General features: G+C 71.5%; 13 protein-coding genes. 4 read left to right on the top strand and 9 right to left on the bottom strand.

What is annotated here, in order from left to right:
• Window positions 1-96: 96 nt before the first annotated feature.
• From VF139_08625 to VF139_08600, 6 genes are all read right to left on the bottom strand, one after another.
• A complete protein-coding gene (locus VF139_08625) occupies window positions 97-1,737 on the bottom strand; it encodes a POTRA domain-containing protein (GenBank protein HEX6851463.1) in 1,641 nt (546 codons plus the stop codon).
• Window positions 1,738-1,745: 8 nt separating this feature from the next.
• Window positions 1,746-2,900 (bottom strand): DUF6600 domain-containing protein, encoded by a 1,155-nt coding sequence (locus VF139_08620; GenBank protein ID HEX6851462.1) that lies wholly within the window; start codon window positions 2,898-2,900, stop codon window positions 1,746-1,748.
• Window positions 2,901-3,073: 173 nt separating this feature from the next.
• On the bottom strand, window positions 3,074-3,307 hold the full coding sequence (locus VF139_08615; protein ID HEX6851461.1) for a hypothetical protein: 234 nt from the start codon (window positions 3,305-3,307) through the stop codon (window positions 3,074-3,076).
• Window positions 3,304-3,876: a sigma-70 family RNA polymerase sigma factor gene (locus VF139_08610; protein HEX6851460.1), complete on the bottom strand. Its 573-nt coding sequence runs from the start codon at window positions 3,874-3,876 to the stop codon at window positions 3,304-3,306. The genes VF139_08615 and VF139_08610 overlap by 4 nt, the downstream gene beginning before the upstream one ends.
• Entirely contained in the window at window positions 3,873-6,080 is a 2,208-nt protein-coding gene (locus VF139_08605) for a VIT domain-containing protein (protein HEX6851459.1), read from the bottom strand. Before VF139_08605 ends, VF139_08610 begins: the two co-directional genes overlap by 4 nt.
• A gap of 52 nt (window positions 6,081-6,132) precedes the next feature.
• The gene (locus VF139_08600) at window positions 6,133-7,206 is read right to left on the bottom strand and encodes a hypothetical protein (protein HEX6851458.1); all 1,074 of its coding nucleotides are present in this window, start codon (window positions 7,204-7,206) and stop codon (window positions 6,133-6,135) included.
• Window positions 7,207-7,284: 78 nt separating this feature from the next.
• On the opposite strand from VF139_08600, the gene VF139_08595 reads away from it, so the two are divergent.
• Window positions 7,285-8,673, top strand: coding sequence for a serine hydrolase domain-containing protein (locus VF139_08595; protein ID HEX6851457.1), 1,389 nt, complete (start codon window positions 7,285-7,287; stop codon window positions 8,671-8,673).
• Here the strand turns inward: VF139_08595 and VF139_08590 are convergent.
• A complete protein-coding gene (locus tag VF139_08590; protein HEX6851456.1) occupies window positions 8,670-9,917 on the bottom strand; it encodes a protein kinase in 1,248 nt (415 codons plus the stop codon). The genes VF139_08595 and VF139_08590 overlap by 4 nt on opposite strands.
• A gap of 235 nt (window positions 9,918-10,152) precedes the next feature.
• On the opposite strand from VF139_08590, the gene VF139_08585 reads away from it, so the two are divergent.
• Window positions 10,153-13,491 (top strand): PKD domain-containing protein, encoded by a 3,339-nt coding sequence (locus tag VF139_08585; protein HEX6851455.1) that lies wholly within the window; start codon window positions 10,153-10,155, stop codon window positions 13,489-13,491.
• Here VF139_08585 and VF139_08580 read toward each other — a convergent pair.
• Together VF139_08580 and VF139_08575 are read right to left on the bottom strand one after the other, a co-directional pair.
• Window positions 13,488-14,138: a Crp/Fnr family transcriptional regulator gene (locus tag VF139_08580; GenBank protein ID HEX6851454.1), complete on the bottom strand. Its 651-nt coding sequence runs from the start codon at window positions 14,136-14,138 to the stop codon at window positions 13,488-13,490. The genes VF139_08585 and VF139_08580 overlap by 4 nt on opposite strands.
• Window positions 14,139-14,184: 46 nt before the next feature.
• Entirely contained in the window at window positions 14,185-14,670 is a 486-nt protein-coding gene (locus tag VF139_08575) for a hypothetical protein (protein HEX6851453.1), read from the bottom strand.
• 190 nt (window positions 14,671-14,860) lie between these two features.
• Between VF139_08575 and VF139_08570 the strand changes: the two genes are divergently transcribed.
• Both VF139_08570 and VF139_08565 read left to right on the top strand, forming a co-directional pair.
• Window positions 14,861-18,556, top strand: coding sequence for a S8 family serine peptidase (locus VF139_08570; GenBank protein ID HEX6851452.1), 3,696 nt, complete (start codon window positions 14,861-14,863; stop codon window positions 18,554-18,556).
• A gap of 136 nt (window positions 18,557-18,692) precedes the next feature.
• Window positions 18,693-20,804: a hypothetical protein gene (locus VF139_08565; GenBank protein HEX6851451.1), complete on the top strand. Its 2,112-nt coding sequence runs from the start codon at window positions 18,693-18,695 to the stop codon at window positions 20,802-20,804.
• Window positions 20,805-20,901: the final 97 nt, after the last annotated feature.

Raw genomic sequence — 20,901 nt, 5'->3', positions numbered from 1 at the left:
CGAGGATGAAGTCCGTCACCGGGACCCGCTCGGACCGGTGCGGGGGGGGACGAACAACCCGCCTTCCGGCTCCCCGTCGAATCCCGGCGCAAGCGCTCAGAACTTCTCGCGCGTCTCGATCGTGATCTGCGTCCGGCTGATTCCGGGCGGCGCGTCGATCGCCCATGAGAGGTCGATGTGCACCATCGCCCCTTTCGCCGAGCGGCTCGATCCGACGCGCAGCCCCACGCCGACGTCCTTCAGCCAGGGCCGGTCGAGGTCCTGTCGCCCCGCGTACCACGCGCGCCCGACGTCGGCGAACACCGCCGCGCCGACGTACAGGAGCTTGAGGACGTGCCAATCCGTGTAGAAACGCTGCTCGACGGTGACGAGCAGGCGGCGGTCGCCGCTCTGGAAACGGAGCGGGTAGCCGCGCAGCCCGCTGTCCCCGCCGATCAACAGCTGCCGGTCGGGATCGAGCTTCACGGCCGCCGCGGCCCCGATGCGGAAATAGAAGGCGTGGCGTCCGAAGTTCCTCCGGTAGAACCGGAGGTTCGTGTCGACGAGCACGTTCTCGACGCCCCCTTCCGGCCACCGCCCCTCCGCCAGCCCCTCCATCACGAGGAGCTGCTCCTCGCCGGGGGTGCTCGCCCGACGCGCGGTCCCGCGGAGGATCGCCGCCGCGTGTTCCGAGCCGAACGCAGGCGCGGCCCATCCCAGCCGCGCGAACAGCGCCGTCCCGAGCCGCAGGTCCTCCGTGCGGACGACGCGGTCGATGTCGCGGGCGCGGACGTAGGAGATCGGGAGCTGCTCGACCTCGAGGTACGGATACCCGAAGGTCCGGTCGTTGAAGACCTGCGGGGGGGCGAACGCGTCCGGAACCGGGGCGAACCGATCCCGGTCCCACGCGTACCCTCCGGTCCACCGGACGACGCGCTCCCCTTGCGGGCCGCGCGAGAAACCGGCGAAGAGGTCGCCCTGCTGCCGCCGGTGGCGGAAGTTCGCGAACTCCTCGCCCGCCTCCCACAACGCGTCCTCGAAGTCGTCGTCCCGCCAGAAGACTCCGGCCGACCACGGGGTGTCCAGGGAATAGAACGGCCGCGCGAGATCGAAGCTGTGCGACTGCCCGTCGCTGTTGTCGCCGTAGGCGATCTCGAAGCGCCACCACTTCCCGGCGATGTTCGGGTCGCGGTACCGATAGAGGACCTGCGTGCGGTCGACGTCGCTGGTCCGGCGAAGCGTGACTTCCTTTCCGGTGCCGAGAAGGTTCGAATCCTCGATCCCGATACGCGTTCGGTTCTCTCCCCCCGACCGGCTGTACCCGATCCCCAGGGTGAGGGTCCAGACGTCACGCGTGACGACCTCGATGTCCACGCGCGTTCCGTCCCACCCGATCGGACGGATCCACGCGTCGTAGAGGTACCCCGACGCGCGGAGGATCCGCTCGGACTCGGCGAGTTGCTCCGGGTCGTAACGATCGCCGGGCTCGAAGAGGAGAAGGCGCCGCACGGTGTTGGGGCGGGTGCGCGGGTGGACCTTGTTCGCGGCGCGGAAGATCGCGCGATCCTCCCCCGGCTTCGACGGGTCGAAGATGTCGAGCGTCGTGACGCGCACCTCGCCGACGACCGCACCGGCCGCGACGAGGGTGTCGTCGTCCGGAACCGACGCCGGACGCGTGCGGCGCGCGGCGTCCTCGGCCTGCGGGCCGGTGATCGGGACGTCGGAGGCGAGGGCCGTGGCGAGGAGGAACGCGATCACGGTCTCGTCTATTTCTCTTCCTTCTTCGACTCCTGCGTCTCGTCCTTCTTGGCCGGCTTCCTCGCCCCCTGCGCGTTCCCCCGCTCGACCCGGCGCTTCGCGCGCTCCTTCTCCGCGTCGAGCTCCTTCGACGCGTTCTCGGCGGCGGTGTAGTTCTCCTCGCGTCGCTGCTCGACCGGCCGGCGCGGCGTCTCCTTGTCCTGCTTGTCCTGCAGGCGACGCCAGTCCTCGTTCCACTTCCTGTCGACGCGGCGCTCGGCCTCCCGCTGGATCTCCACGGGGGCGGGGGGCGGCTGCGACGGCCTCGCCGGAGCGGGACGCGCCCGCGGAGGCTCGGCGCCCGGACGTCCCTCGCGCACCTCCGGGCGATAGACGCGGACCTCGTCCCGATCGATGCGCGCGTTCCGCTCTTCGGCGACCGTCTCGTCGACGACGCGACGCGTGGGGATCGCCCGGCGCGCGACGCGCTCGATCTCCCCGCGGTCGACCCCTTCGTTGACCACGCGGCGATCGACGACGCGGACGCGCGTGGCGTCGCGGGTCGTCCCGAACACCGTCGCGTTGCGACCGACCGGGTAGGCGTGGCGATGGTAGTCGCCGTCGACCATTCGCGCGTCGTCCACGAAGCACCAGGAGTCGGGGCGGAGGACGACGGTGATGTCGACGCCGCCGTAGTCGAGCCCGACGCCGGCGCGGAAGCCGACCTCGGGCGGGAGCGGCGCCCAGCCGACGACCCCGGGACCCTGCCGCCAGGCGACCCACGCCGGTCCCCAGACGTTCCCCGGCACCCACACCCAGCCGTGCCGGCGCACGCGCATCCAGCGGCCGTAGTGGTAGGTGGCCCAGCCCCAGCGTTCGTTGGAGACCCAGGTCCAGCCCCAGTCGGTCCAGACCCAGCGCCCGACGGTATAGGGACGCCAGTACGGATCGACGGACGCCGGCGCCCACACCCAGCCGTACGGCTCCATGCGGATCCAGTCGCCGTACGGGTCGAGGGCCCCGTAGAAGAAGTCGATCTCGACCGCGACCGGCGGCCTCGAAGGAGGCGGAGGGGGAGGCGGCGGAGCCGGGCGCGGAGGAGGAGAGGTCACCGGAGGCTCGTAGGCCACGTAGCAACCGGCGGAGAGGACGGCGAGAACGGCGAGGAGCAGTGCTCGTTTCATGCCGCCCAGTCTCGGCGCGGTGGGTGGCCGACGCAAGGGTTGCATGCAGGCAACCCGGAACCACTCGGGCGCGTTCCGGAACGGTCGTCGGAAAGGTAAACGGGGAATCACGGGCGGTGCGCCGCTCGCGACGGGAGGGATCGATGATGGCGACGCGGCTGGCCTGACCCTCCCTACCCCTGCCGCAACCCCAGCACCCGCCGGGCGACGACCCGCACGGTGGCGTTTCGCCCCTGAGGGTCCCACCCCGACTCGAGGGCGCGGGCGACGAGCGAAGCCTCGAACGCCGCCGCCCGATCGTCGGGCGACAGGTCGGCCCACGCCGGCGCGGGGCGCGGGCGTCCCGCCTCGTCGCGCTCGCGATGGGCGGAAAGGGTCGCCTCGAGCAGCGCGTCGCGATCGGTCATGCCCGCACCCCCGCGAGGTGCACGCCCTTGCCCTCGAGGCAGGTCGCCATCGAACGCCGGGCGCGGACGACGTTCTGGAGGAAGGTGTTCGTCGACATCCCACATCGATCGGCGAGGTCGCCGTCGGCGATCGCTCCGCCCGAAGCGAGCCGCGCGGTGAGCGCGCGTCGCGGCTGGGGCGGGAGCTTCTCGAGGCACTCGTCGATCGCGCGACGCAGGCCGGGATCGGGCACGGGGCCGGGAGGCACCAACGGCTCCGGCGGCGCGTGCCCTTCGGGGTCGGGCTCGAGGGTCACGAACATGCCGAGTCGCTTCGCTTCGTTCCGCGCGAGGTTGCGCACCAGGGTCGCCGCGTAACGCAGCGAGGCATTCTCCCCCGTGAGCTCGAGTCGCGGCGCCAGCACCCACATCCGCGTCAGCCCTTCCTGCAGCACCGCCTCGACGTCGACGCCGCGCGCGAAGGTGCGAAGGCTCGCGCGCAGCGACGGCTCCACGAGGGAGAGCCACGCCTCGAACGCGGCGTGGTCTCCCTCGCGGACGTCCGCGAAGCGTGCGTCGATCGGCGTCACGCTCCTGGGACCTCCACCTCGATCACGACGTCGCCGCCGGGAATCCCTTGGATCTCCACGCGCTGGAGGACTCCCGTCGCCGGCGGCAACGCGTCGATGCGACGCAGGACCAGACGCACGGTCATCCCCGGCACGCCGATTCCCGGACGCGTGCTCGATTCGGGGACCACGACCGCACGGTGCGTTCCCCCGGCGATGCGGAGGACGAACGTCTCCGCCCCCGTGCGCTCGAAGCCTCCCTCGGGCACCTCGAACTCCACGACGAACTCCGTGCCGTCCGTCCGCACGAGACGGCCCGTGAGGATCCGGGTCCCACGGCGTTGGCCGCCGCGGAACAGACGCCGGACCCGGTCCCCGAACGCGGGCGGCCTCGGCGCGGCCGCGGCCAGTTCCCGATGCCTGGGCTCGACCTCGTCGGCGAGGTGGAAATCGGAGTCCAACCCCAGGACCATCGTGCGGTACATGTCCCCGCTGTCCAACCCCACCCCCTCCGCCGACACCCCCGCCGGGAGCTCGACGGCGAGCTTCTCGACGCGCCGCGGGTCGCGGGGATCGACGGTCGTGTTCTCGCTGATCGCGACGAGGCTCGTTTCGTGGGTCACGATGCGGTGCCGCAGCCCCACCGCGCGCATCCGCTCGCCCTTCACCCCTTCGGCCTCCAGGTCGATCGCCTGCTCGCGACCGAAGAAGGCGCCGAGCGGGAGCCCCGCGATCCCTTCCGGCAGCGTGGCGGGCGCCTCGAAGCTCGCGGTCCAGGGGCCGTCGGCCAGGCGGCCGCGTACCTGGACCTCCCCGCCGGCGGCCTTCAACTCCACGAGCAGCCGCAGCGGCTCGCCGGCGAAGACGTCCCTGGGCCTGGCCGGGGCGACACCGACGACGCCGCTCCCCATGACGCGGATCTCGGTGAGGACCGGCGCGGCGGTCGCGCCCACGAGACGCCGGGCGCCTTCGAGCGGGTCGTCCCCGCGGCCGACGAGGATCTCCACGCCGCGGCCCGCGCGCGAGGCGCCGAGGGTCAGCGTGCGGTTCGGGGACGACCCGACGCCGACGACGTGCACGCGCGAGCGCTCGGGCAGCCGACTCCGCAGGAGCTTCACGATCTCGCCCTCGAACCCGATCTCGCCGTCGGTCACCAGCACGACCTGGCGCTGGGCCTCCGCGCGCAGCGGGGCGAGCGCCGCCTCGAACGCGCGGCCCATCTCGGTGCCGCCGTCGGCCCGCAGCTTCGAGAGGTGCCGGCACGCCCGCTCGACCGTCGTCGGGCTCGCGTCGACGATCCCCCCGGTGAGCGAGCGCGGCTCGGTCGCGAACGCGATCAGCTCGAAGCGGTCGGCGGGGTCGAGCGAGCGGAGCACCGACTCGACGATCTCCTTGGCCTGGGCGAGCGGCTCACCGCTCATGGAGCCGCTGGCGTCGAGCAGGATCGTCAGGTCGCGCGGATGGGCGGGAGCGGCCCCGGCCGGCGGCGTCACCACCAGCAGCGCGTACCGGCCGTCGTCCCCGTCGAGCCCAGGTCCCTCGACGAGGCGGGCGCGGGTCGAGGCCTCACCCGCGGGCCACGACCGCAAGACGTCGTGGTCGAGCGCCCCTTCGTCGAGGGTGACGATCGAGCCCTCGCCGTCGCCGATGCGCAGCGTCCCGCCGAGTCGGACGCCGGTGCCCGTCACGTCGGCGCGAGGGGCGTCGATCGACCCGGCGTCGGGGACCCGGCCGCGGGCGCCCTGATAACGGACGCCGACGACGGTCGGGAAGCGGTAAACCCAGCGCGAGGGAAGCTCGAAGGCGAGCGGGTGGAGGACGCGGATCTCGACGGTGCACGCGGCGCCGGGGGGGAGGTTCCCGAGGCGCTGCACGAAGGTGTCGGCGCGGTGCTGCTCGAGCAACCCCGCGGTGCGCCCTTCCTCCAGCGCCCGGAAGTACGCCTCGCGCGCCGTCTCCCTCGGCTCGATGCGGCCCCGGACCACGCGCTCGCCGAGGTGGAAGGCGTAGCCGACGACCGCGCCGTCCGCCGGCAGGGGCATCGTGTAGAGGACCTCGAGGGGCTCGGCGTACGGGTTCGCGTACTCCTGGGTCAGCAGGGTCTCGGCGAGTCCCCCCTGCGCACGGGCGTCGAGGTGAGCCGCGCGCAGCGGAAAGGTGCGCCCGTCGACGGCGACGAGCCCGGGGATGGCGGAGGTCGGATCGGTCCGGGCGACGTGCGGCATGGTCTTGATCTCCCGACGTCGTCCGCGATCATCGCGGCGACGTTCCGGCAGATCAAGTCGCGTGGGGGGCGATCGGTGACACCCGGTCGATGAAATTCCCCGACTCGAGGTCGCGGCGGAGCTGCTCGCCCAGCTCTTCCGAGCGGGTGACCGTTTCGTTCCATCGGCGGATGCGCTCCCCGTGGTGCTTCGCGAAGACGAAGAAGTCGTCGCGATCGGGGACCTTGCCTCCCGGGAGGCTCCGGATCCAGGCCGGGGACGGATACATCTGGAGGACGTCCGCCAGAGCCCCGTTCGAGGTCTCCTTCGCCGGGGTGGCGCGGTCGAACCAGCAGGACTGCACCGCTTCCTGGTAGTGCGGCAGGAGGGTGATCCCGTCTCCCGGCCTGGTGTAGGCCTGGCGGAGGTGGTAATCGGCGAGGCCGCCGTCGACGTAGGTCCCTCGCGGCGCACCCGGCACGTTCCGGATCGGCTGCATGTAGACCGGGATCGTGCCGCTCGCGAGCGCCGTTTCGCGGATCCCCGCGGGGGTCAGCGGGACGATCGTCCCGCGAAACGCCGCCCCGAAGCGCTCGGGGCGCGTGTGCGCCAGGACCCGACGGGCCATGTGCATCACCGCCCCCGTCCAGACGCGGTGCACCGCGATCCCCATCGCGATCGCGGCGATCTGCGCCGCCCTGAGGGACCAGGGGTACGGGTCGAAGACGCGGGTGACGTGGATGGCGACGTCCGCGTTCGGGTGGGAGGCGATCGCGGCGAGGTCGTCGTCGCTGAACACCTCGGAGAGCATCCTCCGGAAGGCGGGGGTGACGTCCTTCGCGCGAACGGGCATCGGGAAGGTCTGGCTCACGTACCCGTCCACCAGCCGCTCGTGCGCCTCGACCGGCCGCCGCGCGGCGAAGGCGAGCATCCGCCACGCCCCCGCCGACGACCCGACGAGCAGGCGGTGGCCTTCGCCGTTCCGGGGGACACCGAACCCCTTCTCCATGAGGACGCGGTCGATTCCGGGGAAGATCAGCCACTTGGGGCCGGATGCCGGACCCACGAGCACGCGCACGTCCTGCGGGCGCAGTCCGTCGCGGCGAAGGCGGGCGAGGGCACGAGGCCCGGCGCGGTAGAGGAGCATTCCCTGCAAAGATGGAAGGGCTTTGTCGTCCACGCAAGACGTTCGAGCGTAGTCCCCCCCGTCCCCCGGAGGTGAAGCATGGTGGCCGCGGTCGTTCTGATGTCGTCCGTCGTGGTTTCCGGGGATCCGGGGGAACGGCTCGACGCCTGGTTACAGGCGTCGGGGTTCAAGGGGGGGGTCCTCGTCGCCCGGAAGGGAGAGGTCGTCCTCCGGAAGGGGTACGCCCTCGCCGACCGCGAGAACGGCATCCCCTACGGACCGGACACCGTGTTCACCGTGGGCTCCATCACCAAGCAGTTCACGGCCGCGGCGATCCTGAAGCTCGAGGAGCAGGGGAAGCTCACGGTCGAGGACCCGATCGCGAAGCACCTTCCCGGCGTCCCCGAGGACAAGCGCGCGATCACGATCCACCAACTGCTCACGCACACCTCGGGGCTCGAATCCGACTTCGCGGGGGACTACGAGGCGGTGGAGCGCGACGCCTACGTGAAGCGCGTGCTGGCGTCGAAGCTGAGGACGAAGCCGGGCGAGGCGTACGAATACGCGAACTCGGGATATTCGCTCCTCGGCGCGATCGTCGAGATCGCTTCGGGGCAGCCCTACGAAACGTACCTGCGCGAGAACCTCTTCCTTCCCGCCGGGATGAAGGAGACGGGATACCGCCTCCCGTCCTGGGACCCGAAACGCCTCGCCGTCGGCTACCGCGACGGGGAGCGCTGGGGGAAGTCGACCGAAAAGCCCTGGGCGAAAGACGGACCGTACTGGGCGCTGCGCGCCAACGGCGGGATCCTCAGCACCGTGGACGACCTGTACCGCTGGGACCGCGCGTTGCGCGGCGAGGCGGTTCTTTCCGCGAAGTCGAAGGAGAAGCTGGTCGCGCGACACGTCCGCGAGGGAGCCCAGGACTCCTGGTACGGATACGGCTGGGCGCTCATGGACGCCCCCGGAGGCGGTCGCCTCGTGGCGCACAACGGCGGGAACGGGATCTTCTACGCCGATTTCCTGCGCTTCGTGGACGAGGACCTCGTGGTGATTCTCTCGACCAACGACTCGAAGATCCGAGGGGGGCGCGCCGCCGAGGCCCTCGCGCGGATCGCGCACGGCGAGTCGGTGCCGGTCCCGTCGGCGACCCCGGCCAGGCTCCGCCCGCTCGGGAGCGAGGGAAGGGACCCGGTGATTCGCGCGTGGCTCGACGCCTTCAACGCCGAGGGGTTCGAGGCGATGCGCGCCTTCCGTGCCGCTTACGCGGTCCCCCGCCCCGGCATCAGCGACGGGGAACGCGAGAAGCGCCTGGCCTCGCTGCGGGAGGACCTCGGCAGGCTCGAGCCGCTGGGCGTCGATCCTTCCGGCGGGGAAGGGATCCTGGTCAAGGCGAAAGGAACGCGCGCGGCCTCGGTGTCGCTGCGGTTCCTGTTCGATCCGGGAAGCGGGAAACTCGACGGGGTCGGCGTCGAGGTCGGCGACTAGGCCCAGGCCGCGACGGCGTCGAGGCTCGCGAGCCTCCGATCCGCGTCGGGCTCGAGCCCGCCGGCGAGGAACGCGTACACGTCGTCCGGGAGTCCGGGAAGGATCGCTTCCGGCGGCGGGACGACGAAGGCGCTCTTCGCGTCGTACAACTCGCGGAAGGTTTTGCCTTCGAACAGGGCCTTGCCCGTCAGGAGCTCCCACGTCAGGCACGCGAGGGCGTAGACGTCGGTCCTCGCGCCGCTGTCGTCCCCCATCATCTGCTCGGGAGCCATGTAGCGCGGGGTGCCGAGGGCGACCCCTTCGGTCGTGAGCGTGTCGTCGGAGATCCCGCGCGGCGTGCGCGCGAGGCCGAAGTCCATCAGCTTCGCGCGACCGTCCGGGAGGATCATCACGTTTCCCGGCTTGAGGTCGCGGTGCACGACCCCCGCGGCATGGACGAACGTCAGCGCCGTGGCGACCTGACCGACGATCGAACGCGCCCGGTCGAGCGGGAGGGCGCCTTCCTTGTCGAGGACCTCCGAGAGGGTCCGGCCCGGGCAGAATTCCATCACCAGGAACTCGGTGCGGAAGGCGGGGAAGGTCCCCATCAGGCGCACGACGTTCGGGTGGACGAGCCCCTGGACGATCTCGGCCTCGCGCTCGAAACGCGAGACCGCCCCGGTGTCGTAGACGAGGCGATGGCTGAGCATCTTCAGCGCGACCCGTTCGCCGTCGGCGATCCGCTCCGCCTCGTAGACGACGGCCATTCCGCCTTTCCCCAGGCAGCGGACGATCCGGTACCCCTCGAGGACCTTTCCGCCGAGACCGTCGTAGTCGGCGCCCCCCAGCCGGTCGGCGACCAGGCGCGTGAGGACGATCGCGATCTCGGGATTGGGCCCGGCGACGGCCTGGAAGTCGGAGGCCTTGAGTGCGAGCACGCGGACGTCGCTCACGGCGACGACGTTCGCGGTCGCCGGCTGGTCGGTCAGCAGGGACATCTCACCGACGACCGCGCCGCTGGAGACGTGCGCGATCGGACGGGTCACGCCGTCGTGGCCGCGGACCGCGACTTGCGCGGCGCCGTCGAGCAGGACCAGCAGGGCGTCGGCGGGCTTCCCCTGACCGATGATCGTCTCGCCGGCGTCGTAGATGCGCTCGGTCGTCCGCTCGAAGATCCGATCGACCAGGCGTTTGCGCAGGGCGCGGAAAGGCTCGCTTTCGCCGAGGACCGCCCGGGAGGCCGGATCGCGGGGTCGTTCGCGCATCGAGAGGGATTATAGGTTCGTGACGCGCGTCACTGACGCGTCTTCCCCCGGGGGGTACGGTGCGGCTCGAGGTCCCAACCGTCTCCATCGGGGGTAAACCATGCGCTCCAAGGCGCCCGTCGCTCTTCTGTTACTTCTCCTCATCGGTGTCCTTTCGGTCCGCTCGGCCGCCGCGCGCGTCCCGTCCCGCTGGTTGCCGGGGGATGCGGCCGTTCAACCGGCCGCGCGGGAACAGGTGACGCCGGCCCTGTCCGCGGGCGGCTCCAGCGTCCTCGCCGTCTGGTCCGACGGCCGCGCGAACAGCGCCGGCGGGTATTACGGGGAGACGTCCCGCGACATCTATGCGATGCGCTTCGACTCGCAGGGGGCGCCGCTGCAGGTCGTCCCCTTCGTGGTCACCGCCGCGCGGGCGTCGCAACAGATCCCTCGCGCCGCCTGGAACGGGACGAGCTGGCTCGTCGTCTTCGAGACCACGACCGAAGGGGGCACGGGGTATTTCGACACGGGGCTCGCGGCCGTCCGCGTGAGCGCCGAGGGAAGCGTGCTCGACGCCGCGCCGATCCCGATCTGGGGGATGAAACCGGTCTCGGGAACGTGGGGGGTCGCCTCCGACGGTTCGGGATGGGTCGTCGCGGGCCAGGGAAGCCAGACCGGCGGCGACCTCGTCGCCGTGCGGATCGCCGGAACCGGCGCGGTGCTCGATCCCGCCGCGAAGATCCTGGTCCCCGAGACCTACTATCTCCGCGGGCAGACCCGCCTCGCCTACGCCGCCGGGGTGTACCTCCTCGCGTACGAGGAGTCGATGACCGGGAGCGACCCGACGCAGGCGATCCGCTTCGACGCCGCGCTCAACCCGCTCGACGCGGCGCCTTTCGGTCTCGCCCCCGCCCCGCTCGCCGCGCTCGCCTCCAACGGCAGCGGCTTCTACGCCGTGTGGACCGCCCAGCAACCCGACTACACGAACGCGGTGATGGGTTCGCGCATCGGCACGAACGGCCAGAAGCTCGACGGCTCCGGGGTGAAGCTCTCCGGCACGAACCCCCCCGACCCCTACGGCTCCACGAGCGTCGTATGGGACGGATCGCAGTGGAAGGCGACGTGGGCTTCCTCCGGCGTCCTGCGCGTCGCGCGGATCGCCTCCTCCGGAGCGGTGCTCGATCCAGGCGGCATCGCCGTCTCCGGCCCGGAGTCGGGGCCGACGGCAAGCGCGGGGAACGGGAGCCTGCAGGTCGCGTGGACCGCGAGCGCATCGAGCGAGGACGACACCTGGACCGCGCACGTCAACGCGTCGAACGTCGCCGGCGCGAACCGCCCGCTTTCCACGGGCGCGCCGGCGCAGGGTCCCTCCGACGTCGCGGCGGGGGCGGGCGGCTGGCTCGTGGCTTATCGCAGCGCGACCTCCACCACGGTCCGGATGCTCGCGCAGAAACTCGACGCCGCGGGGAATCCCTCGAGCGCCGAGCCGATCGTCGTGGCGAGCGGCGACCCCCTCTCCCTTCGCGGGGGCCCGGCCGTCGCCTGGAACGGGTCGGTCTTCCTCTTCACGTGGTCCACGCAGGACACCGTCTACGCACGCCGCCTCGCCGCCGACGGCGCGCCGATCGACCCGGCGCCGATCGCGGTGATGACGACGGCCTTCGGCCCTCCCGACGTCGAGGCGCTCGGCTCGGACTTCCTCGTGGTGGGCTACCGCTGCGGTTACACCTGCCAGTACATCAACCCGATCGCGCGGCGCGTGCGCGGCATCGACGGGTCGCTTCCGGACCCGTCGCCGATCGGGATCTTCGGGACGTACAGCTCGAGCGCTCGGATCACGACCCTCGGGGGACGCTGGCTCGTCGTCTACCAGGACAACGTCAGCCACGACGACCCGATGGCCGCGACGGCGGGCGTCTTCATCGACGGGAACGGCGTGAAGGCGCCGGAGTTCACCGTGCACGCCTACTACTCGACGGCCGGGGGAAACGGCATCTTCTCGATCGGCCTCGCGTCGAACGGGAGCGTCGCGCTGGTGGCGCAGTCGCAGGAGCTGACCTCCGGGGTCGAGAACGACCTGCTCGTCCGTCGGATCTTCGCCGACGGCACCGTCTCGCCGTACGCGAACGTGACGCCGTGGATCGGCAATCAGTACCGGCCCCGCGTCTGCTGGGACGGCGCGCGGTTCGTCCTCGTCTTCCAGGACCAGAAGGCGCGCGTCGCGTTGAACACCCTCGATGCGCTGGACGCGCGCGGCGACCTCTTCGGCATGCGCGTCGGCGCGGACGGGTCGGTCCTCGATCCGCAGGGCTTCCTCTTCTCGAACAGCGCGAGCGGGGAGGCCTTCCCGACGGCGGCTTCGGCCGGCGGGACGACGCTCGTGCTCGGCTCGATCGTGCGGCAGGAAGCGCCGTTCGTGAACTACCGGATCGGGTACGAGTTGTTCGGGGCCGGCGGCAACGCCTGGCCGGTCGCGATGGTCTCCGCGAACCCGACGGAAGGGAACGTGCCGATCTCGGTCGGCTTCAGCTCCGCGGGGAGCTTCGATCCCGACGGGACGATCGCGACGTATGCCTGGGACTTCGGCGATGGGGCGACCTCCTCGGCCGCGAACCCGAGCCACGCCTACACGGTCGGCGGCCCGTACGTGGCGACGTTGAGGGTGACTGACGCCGCGGGCGCCGCGAGCTGGCAGGAGGTCCTGGTCCAGGCGGTCGAGCCCAACCGGCCTCCCGTCGCCTTCGCGGCATCCAACCTCGCGTCGGGAGCCGCGCCTCTCGACGTCACGTTCCTCGCGACGGGCTCCTACGACCCCGACGGGTTCATCGGGAACTTCCGGTGGACGTTCTCGGACGACGGCGCCGAATACTGGGGCGCGACCGCGTACCACACCTTCTACACGCCGGGAACGTGGCAGGTGACGCTGACCGTCTTCGACCGATTCAACGCGGCGGGGAGCGCCTCCCTGAGCGTGACGGTCGGCCAGCCCGCCCCGCCCGCGGCCCCCTCGAACCTCGTCACCGTCCCCTTCACCACCGACTGGATCAACATGACCTGGACGGACAACGCGAACAGCGAGACCGGGTTCCTCGTGCAGCGTTGCCAGGGAACGGCGTCGGCATGTTCGGCGAACCCCTCGCTCTTCCTCGACCTCGCGCAGACCGGCTCGAACATCGACTACTACGGGGACACGGGGCTCCCCGCGGGCACGACCTACACCTACCGCGTCCGCGCCTTCAACGGCTCGGGGAACTCGGGCTGGTCGAATACCTCGACCGCGACGACGCTGAGCGTGCTTCCGGCCGCGCCGACGAGCCTCACGGCGCGCGCGGGATCGACGGGGAACGGGAAGAACAAGGTCCCGTACGTGGATCTCACCTGGGTGGACAACGCCGCGAACGAGACGAGCTACATCGTGGAGCGCTGCGCGGGATCGTCCTGCACGAACTTCGCGGTGCGGACGACCCTCGGGGCGAACACCACCACCTTCCGGGACACGTCGGTCGCGAAGCGGACGGCGTACCGGTACCGCGTCAAGGCCCGCAACGCCTCGGGGGATTCGGGGTACTCGAACGTCGCGGGAGCGACGACCCCCTAGGGGTTCTGGTCCAGGAGCGCTTCGAGCGCCGACGGGTCGATCGTCTCGATCCGCCGGCGCCCGAGGCGCACCCAACCCCGGGCCTGGAATCCCTCGAGCACGCGGCTGACGTTCTCGCGGGAAGCGGAGAGGTCGTCGGCCAGCTCCTGGTGGCTCGACGGAATGTCGGGGCCGAGCGCCAGCACGCACGCCGCGACCCGGCGCTCGAGGCTGAACAACCGCGCCTGCTCCACGAGGTCCAGGACGACCTCGAGGCGGCGCGCGATCGCGACGTAGACCGACTGCGCGAATTCGGGACACTCCCGTACGAGCGTGCGGAACAGCTTCCCCGAGATGAGGACGGCGCGCAGGTCGGATTCGGCGACGACTCTCGCGCCGAAGCGCCAGCGCGCGAGCAGCCCCGACGAGGACAGCAGGCAGTGCTCGCCGGGGCGAAGCCGGTAGAGGAGCGTGTCGCGGGGGGTCGAGCCGACCTTGAGGACCCGCGCGGTCCCCTCGAGCAGGAACGGGTAATGGACGGCGAAGTCCGCCGGCTCGAAAACCACCTGTCCCGCGGCGACCGAGGCGGCGATCCCCTCCTCGCGCAGCCGGTTCCGAAGGGTCTCGGGAGCGTGCCGCAACGAGGGGTAGCTCTCGAGGAGTTCCATCCCCGGAGTCTCCGCCCCCCCGTGCGGCAGGGTCAACAAACAGGTGTCAAATCGCCGCCTCGACGAAGACGCGGTACTTCGCGTGGGCGCCGATCGAGCCGAGCGGCGCCAGCACGAATCGGGTGACGAGCCAGCGCGGGCCCTCGGGAGGATTGAGATAGCCTCGGTAACTCGACCACGGCCAGTCCTCGGGCCGGCGCACCAGCCCCGCCGCGACCGGGTTCAGGTGGATGTAGCGGGTGACCTCGAGACGCTGCCGCTCGGCGGTCACGGGGAGCGCGCGGTGGCGCTCGCGGAACCGCGCACCTTCGAGATGGCGGATCGCCTCACCCAGTCGTGACTCCGGGCCGCGCAGGAGCGCGTGGTAGTGGCTTCCCATGACGCAGTAGGCGTGCACCTCGACGCCGAAGCGAGGGGTAAGTTCCCCGAGTCGCAGGAGGAAGGCGCGGGCATCGTCGGGGTCGCGGAAGACCGGTTCGAGCCCCGCGTCACGGTTGATGACGTGGAGGCAGGGAAACGGCGGGCGGATCAAGGCGGGCTCCTGGAGGCGGAGCGGGGACCGCCGTGGAATCTGGCCCGGCACCGGGGCGGCGTCAACCCCGCCGCGAGGACGACCTCGATTCGGCGGCGATCGGCTTCGATTACCGTTTCGGGAAGCGGAGTTCGGGACGGGGCCTGGTCCGCCGGGCGCCGCTTCTTATATTCGGACGTCGGAGGCCCCCATGCCCCGAGCGCTGGCGAGCCTTGTGCTCATCGCCGTCACGACCACCCCCGCGGCCGATCGTCCCCCCGAGGTCCAGCTGCGCCGGGCCACCTTCCGCCCGCTCGAGCTGCCGGCGACGCCGGGTCGTGAATCGGCAACGGGGAGGCGTTACCTCGTCGCGACGACGCGAGGCCCCCTCGGCCTCGAGCAACGCGCGGCCCTCGAAGGGGCCGGGGCGGAGATCCTCGGGTACCTCCCGGACCACGCGTACCGGCTGCGACTCGCCCCCGCGGCGGAGTCCACCGTGCGCCGGCTCCCGTTCGTGACTTGGCTCGGCGCGCTCCCGCCCGAATCGAAGATCGACCCGTCCCTCGACGCCGCCGCCTCCCCCGGCGACGTGCGCGTCGTCCTCGAAGCGGGCGAGCCTCCCTCGCGCGTTCTCGCCGCCCTGGGACCTCTCGACGTGACCGCCACCCCCTCCGGCAAGGACGGCGCGTGGCGCGTGGTCGCGAAGGTGCCGGCGTCGCTCCTCCCCACGCTCGCCGAGCTCCCCGAGGTCGAGGCGATCGAACCCGTGAGACCGCTGCGACTGATGAACCAGGACGCGGTCTGGGTCCACCAGTCGTTCGTCGGCCCCTCGCCGCAGGAGTCTCCCGTCTTCGCGCGCGGGATCTTCGGCTGCGGCCAGACGATCGCGGTCGCCGACTCGGCGCAGGACCACGACGCCTGCTTCTTCCGCGACACGGTGAACGGCCCCCCGCCGATCGCGACGTGCGCGACGCCGCCGTGTCCTCTCGCGACGCCGGCCCCGACCCGGCGCAAGGACATCCTCTATTACAACTGGTCGGGCGGCCCCGCCGGGGAAGAGGACACCTGCCCCGCGACGATCACCGGGGCCTCCGGGCACGGCACCCACACCTCGGGCTCCGCCGCCGGGGACACCGCCCCCTACGCCGACTGCGTCGCCTTCTCGACGCCGAACCGCAACGGAGGCGACGGGCAGGCTCCCGGAGCGAAGCTCGTGATCCAGGAGATGGGAGACGGGCTCGACTACCTCAACACGCTCGGGGGCACGTTGTGGAACCTCGCCGACGTCGCCTACCGCACCGGCGCGCGCATCCACTCGAACTCGTGGGCCGGCGCCTGCCACGACGCCTTCGGCAGCTGCGTCCCGGGGTGCACGATGCCGTACGACTCGTTCGCGCGCGACGCCGATCTCGCGATGTGGACCTACCCGGACCTGCTGGTCGTGACCGCGGCGGGGAACGCCGGGTTGTACTGCCCCGCTCCGATCGCCGTCGGGACGCCGGCGGTCGCGAAGAGCACGCTCACCGTCGGATCCGTCGGGCACGGCACCTCCGCGTCGGCCCCCTCGATGTTCTCGAGCCCGGGGCCGGTCGAGGACGGGCGCCTCAAACCCACCCTCGCCGCCCAGGGGGAGGCCACGGTCTCCGCGGCGTCGGACGCGAACCTCCTCACCAACAACTGCCTGACGTGCTCGCTCGACGGCTCGTCGATGTCGACGCCCACCGTCGCGGGGCTCGCGGCGCTCGTGCGCGAGTACTACGCGACCGGGTTCTACGCGACCGGGTCGCGCAACCCCGCGCAGGGGTTCACGCCGACCGGCGCGCTGATCAAGGCGACGCTCCTCGACGCCGCGGCCTCCTCCACCGCCGACTTCGAGTCGGGTTACGGACGCATCCAGCTCGACCGCACGCTCGCCTTCTCCGGCGGCGCGTTCTCGCTGCGCGTCGACGACCGCCGCGAGGGGATCCTCACGGGAAGCGTCGTCGCCCACGCCTACGACGTCTCCGGCACCACGCCCTTCCGCGCGACCCTCGTGTGGAGCGACTACCCCGCGGCGCTTTCCGCCGCGGTCGCACGCGTCAACACGCTGAAGCTCGAGGTCGTCGATCCGTCGGGGAACGTCTGGTTCCAGACGCGCGACGCGGGCACGGGGCTTCCGCGCCGGACCTCGAACGTCTCCGAGCCCCACGACGACCGCAACGTCGAGGAGCGCCTGGTGTTCGACAATCCGCAGGCGGGGCGCTGGATCGTCCGCGTGCGCGGGCTCGACGTCCCCTGGGGGCCGCAGCCGTTCGCGCTCGTGGTGCGCGGCGCGCTGACGGACTGCGCGGCGCCGGCGGCGCCGGCGCCGCCGGTCCTCTCGACGCCGGCGGACGGTCAGGTGCTCGTGAGCTGGTCCGCCGTACCGGGAGCCGCGGCGTACAACGTGTACCGGAGCTTCGGCCCGTGCCCGGGGGGACCCTGGGTCCCGGTGGCCTCGGCGGTGAGCGGGACTTCGTACCTCGACGCCACCGTGTCCGGGGGGGTGACCTACGCCTACCACGTGACCGCCGCCTCCGACGCGTCGGCGGCCTGCGAGTCGCCGCGCTCCTCCTGCGCTTCGGTCGTCCCCACCGGCGCCTGTACGCTGGCCCCGTCGTTCCACGGCGTGCGCTCCGCGACGAGCGCCGGCGCCGCGGCGTGCACGGTGAACCTCGCGTGGGACGCGGCGACTCCGTATTGCGTCGGAGACGCGCGGTACAACGTCTACCGGGGGACCTCCGCTTCGTTCGTCCCCGACGCCGCGAACCGGATCGCGCGTTGCGTTCCGGGGACCTCCTTCGCCGACGCCGTCGACCTCGCGCACGGGACGACCTACTGGTACGTCGTCCGCGCGGAGGACGCTTCGAGCGGCAACGGCGGTCCGTGCCGCGGCGGGAACGAGGAGACGAACACGATCCGCGTCGCGTCCTCTCCCGACGGCCCGCCGGCGCAAGGCACGTGGAGCGACGATGCCGGCGATACGGGAACCGCGAAGTTCTTCACCCCCTCGCCGTGGCTCGCGACCGGCACCGGCGGAGCCTCCGGCCCGCGGGTCTATGCCGCGGCGAGCTCGGCCGGGGTCTGCGCCGACCTCACCTCCCCGACGATCACGCTCGCCGATCCGGGACAGGGGCCGGTGCTGACCTTCGCCACGAAACACGACCTGGAATACGACCCGACCGGCGAGATCCTCGGCCGCGAAGGGTCGCTCGGCCAGGCCGAGATCGCCGTGGGGCCGACCTTCTCGAACTGGACGCGCATCCCCCTTTCCCCCGACTACCCGAACGTCATCGACTTCGCCTACAACCAGTGCCCGACGACGCAGGCGCCGACGACGTACTTCACGGGCAACCGCCTCACCTATCAGACCTACACCGCCTCGCTGGCGAACTGGGCCGGCGGCGACGTGCGCGTGCGGTTCCACCTGTCGGGGGATTTCCTCTACGTCGGCGGGAACTGGTGGGTCGACGACGTCTCCGTGAGCGCGGCGATGGTCCCCGGCGCCTGCACGACCGCGGCGGCGGGACCGCCGCCGGTCCCCGACGGCGGCGCCGTCCCGGGGACACCGCTGCGCGCCTCTCGATCCGGGTCGAGCGTCGCGTTGACCTGGGACCCGTCGCAATGCCCCGCCGCGGCGATCAACGTCTACTGGGGGGCGATGGGGAACTTCACGACGTTTACCGGCGGCGCCTGCAACCTGCCGCCCACCGGCTCGGCGACGGTCGCGATCCCGGCGAACGCGTGGTTCCTGGTGGTCGCGACCGACGGCGCCTCGACGGACGGGAGCTGGGCGCGCCGGCTCGACGGCACCGAGCGCACGTATTCGGGCTCGGGGCTTGCCTGCCCCGCGATCACCCAGCACGTGACCAGCGACGGGTGTCCGTAGCGAAACTAGGGACAGGCACCCATTTCCTCCCGGTCCCGCGATGCCCGTTGCGGGACCGGGAGGACATGGGTGCCTGTCCCCGTTTACCGAACGTTCGTTGAAGACTTGGCCCCTTCGCGCGGCGTACATTCCCGCCGTGCGTCGGCTTGCCGCTCTGGTGGTCCTTCTGTCGATCCCGCCCGCGATGCCGGCGGGCGGGTTTCCCGAGCGCAAGTACCTCTGCATCGTCAACGGCATCGACGACTTCACGCGCGACTTCGCGCCCCCGCAGCCGCAGGACGACCGCATGGCGTGCACGGGGACGATCCACTACACGCTGAGGACCCCGCAGGCGGCGCTCGTCGCGGAGGTCGCGGCTGCGCTCGACGCGGCGCAGACCTCTGGGTATCCGGTTTATCTGACCTTTGATGACTGGAACTTCCCTCCGCTGGAGTGGGCCACGGATCCCGAGATCACCGAGTGGACCGGGTGGGACGGGACGCTGTGCGCCGGTCGCGACATCGAGTGGCGATCCGACAACCCGCAGAACCCGCCGCCCAACTTCGAGAGCCCGTCGCTGCGCGCGCTCCTGGCCCCGAAGCTCGACGCGGTCTTCTCGACGATCGCGACCCGCGCGCGACAGTGGGAAGCCGAGGGCCGCGGTCATCTCTTCGCGGGGGTGGCGCTCGGCTGGGAGTCCGGCTACTACACGAAGTTCGACGGTGCCTCGCCACTGCGAACCGGCTTCGCCGCTCTGGCATCGAAGGGACTGGGCGACGCGGACATCGCGGCGGGAGCGGCGACCCGTGGAGTCCCCTACTGGGAGGAATTCGATTCCCAGATGTATCGCGTCGTGCACGACTACGTCGCCTGGTGGTCTGCGCGCGCGGTCGCGGCGGGCATCCCTCGCGAGAGAATCACGACGCACTTCACGGGAGTACCCGACGAGTGGGTCGCACCCGATCCGACCCGTCGCGACGGACGGCTCGTCCCGTTCTCGCTCGCCGGCAACGGTTACGCCCGCCCTGGGCACACCGCCACACCGGAGTGGATCGACCTGGAGCGGCTCGCCACGGAGGCGGACGCGCGCGGCACACCGGAGTGGGGCGTTCCCGAGTGGGAGGCGACGTCGCAGAAGTCCTCGCGCGACGCCATGCTTCAGTACCTCAGCCGGCTGTACCGGTTCGGCGCCGACGTCACCAACAACTGGGGTGGGTGGTGGGGCCCGGGCAACCCGTACCGGATCGACGGCTCGGCGGGCGAGCAGGGGATGAAGGACTGGCTCTCGGGAAGCGACCTCCCGGGTGTCGGCGTGCACGTGGGCCGGTCGACGCTCGTAGGTTCGCTCGACTACAGCGACTCCTGGACCGAAGGGACGCGCGGGCGCGTCGCCGACGGGTCCTTCCCCGTGGTCGGCGCGGCGCTCGAGGTGGAGTCGAACCACGGGAATCCGGCGAGGGCCTGGTCCGGTGCGAAGTGGAGCTTCCGGAAAGACGGCAACCTCTTCTGGACGCCGGCGAGCCCCGACCCGCGTGGCAACTGGTCGGGGTCGCGCTCCGGGATCACGGAAACCGGCGGCGGCGTGGACTTCGGCATCGAGTACGGCCTTCGCGACGACTACGTGATCCAGCTCGACGCGGTGCAGACCGACGGCCGCATCGCGATCACGAGCGCCGGCGCCCGCGACACGACGGCGAGGTCGGACGGCATCTCGGTCTTCTTCCACCCCGCCGGAGCCGCGATCGAGATCGGGATCTACAACGTCGGCGTCGGCGAACGCGACACCGGCTTCCGACCCGCGCTCGCCCGCAACGTCTTCCACAACTACGCGGTGCGCTTCCGACTCCCCACGAAGGAACTGTGGATCTACGCCGACGAGCGGCGGCTCGACGTCGTCGATCTGGACACGTTCGCCGGAGGGGCGTTCGCCGGAGTGTCCCTGACGAATGCGGCGGTCAGCGTGGGTGCGTCTCTCGTCCTCGGCAACCGGGTCTGGACCGACAACTTCCAGGTCGGGGCCCCCTGCCCGGCGCCCCCGGTCGTCGAGGCGATGCGGCTTCGTCGCGAAGGCGACGACGTCCTGCTCGACTGGAGGATCGACCCCGCGATCGCGTACTCGTGGCGCGTATACGCGTTGTCGGGGGCCGACCTCTCGCAGAGAACCCTTGTCGGCGCGCCGTTCGAGAAGACCTGGCGCGATGCCGGCGGGGCGATGGGCGGGACCGATCGCTACTACCGGGTCGAGGCCGCCAACGACTGCGTTCCTTGAGGGGTCGAGTCTTCAACGGACGATTTGGAAATGGGGACAGCAACCATTTTCCGCCCGGACTCGCGATGTCCGTTGCGGGGCAGGGCGGAAAATGGTT

This window comes from Candidatus Polarisedimenticolaceae bacterium (genome assembly GCA_036376135.1).
Classification (GTDB): Bacteria; Acidobacteriota; Polarisedimenticolia; order Polarisedimenticolales; family DASRJG01; genus DASVAW01.
This window is presented reverse-complemented; position numbering and strand designations above follow the sequence as displayed.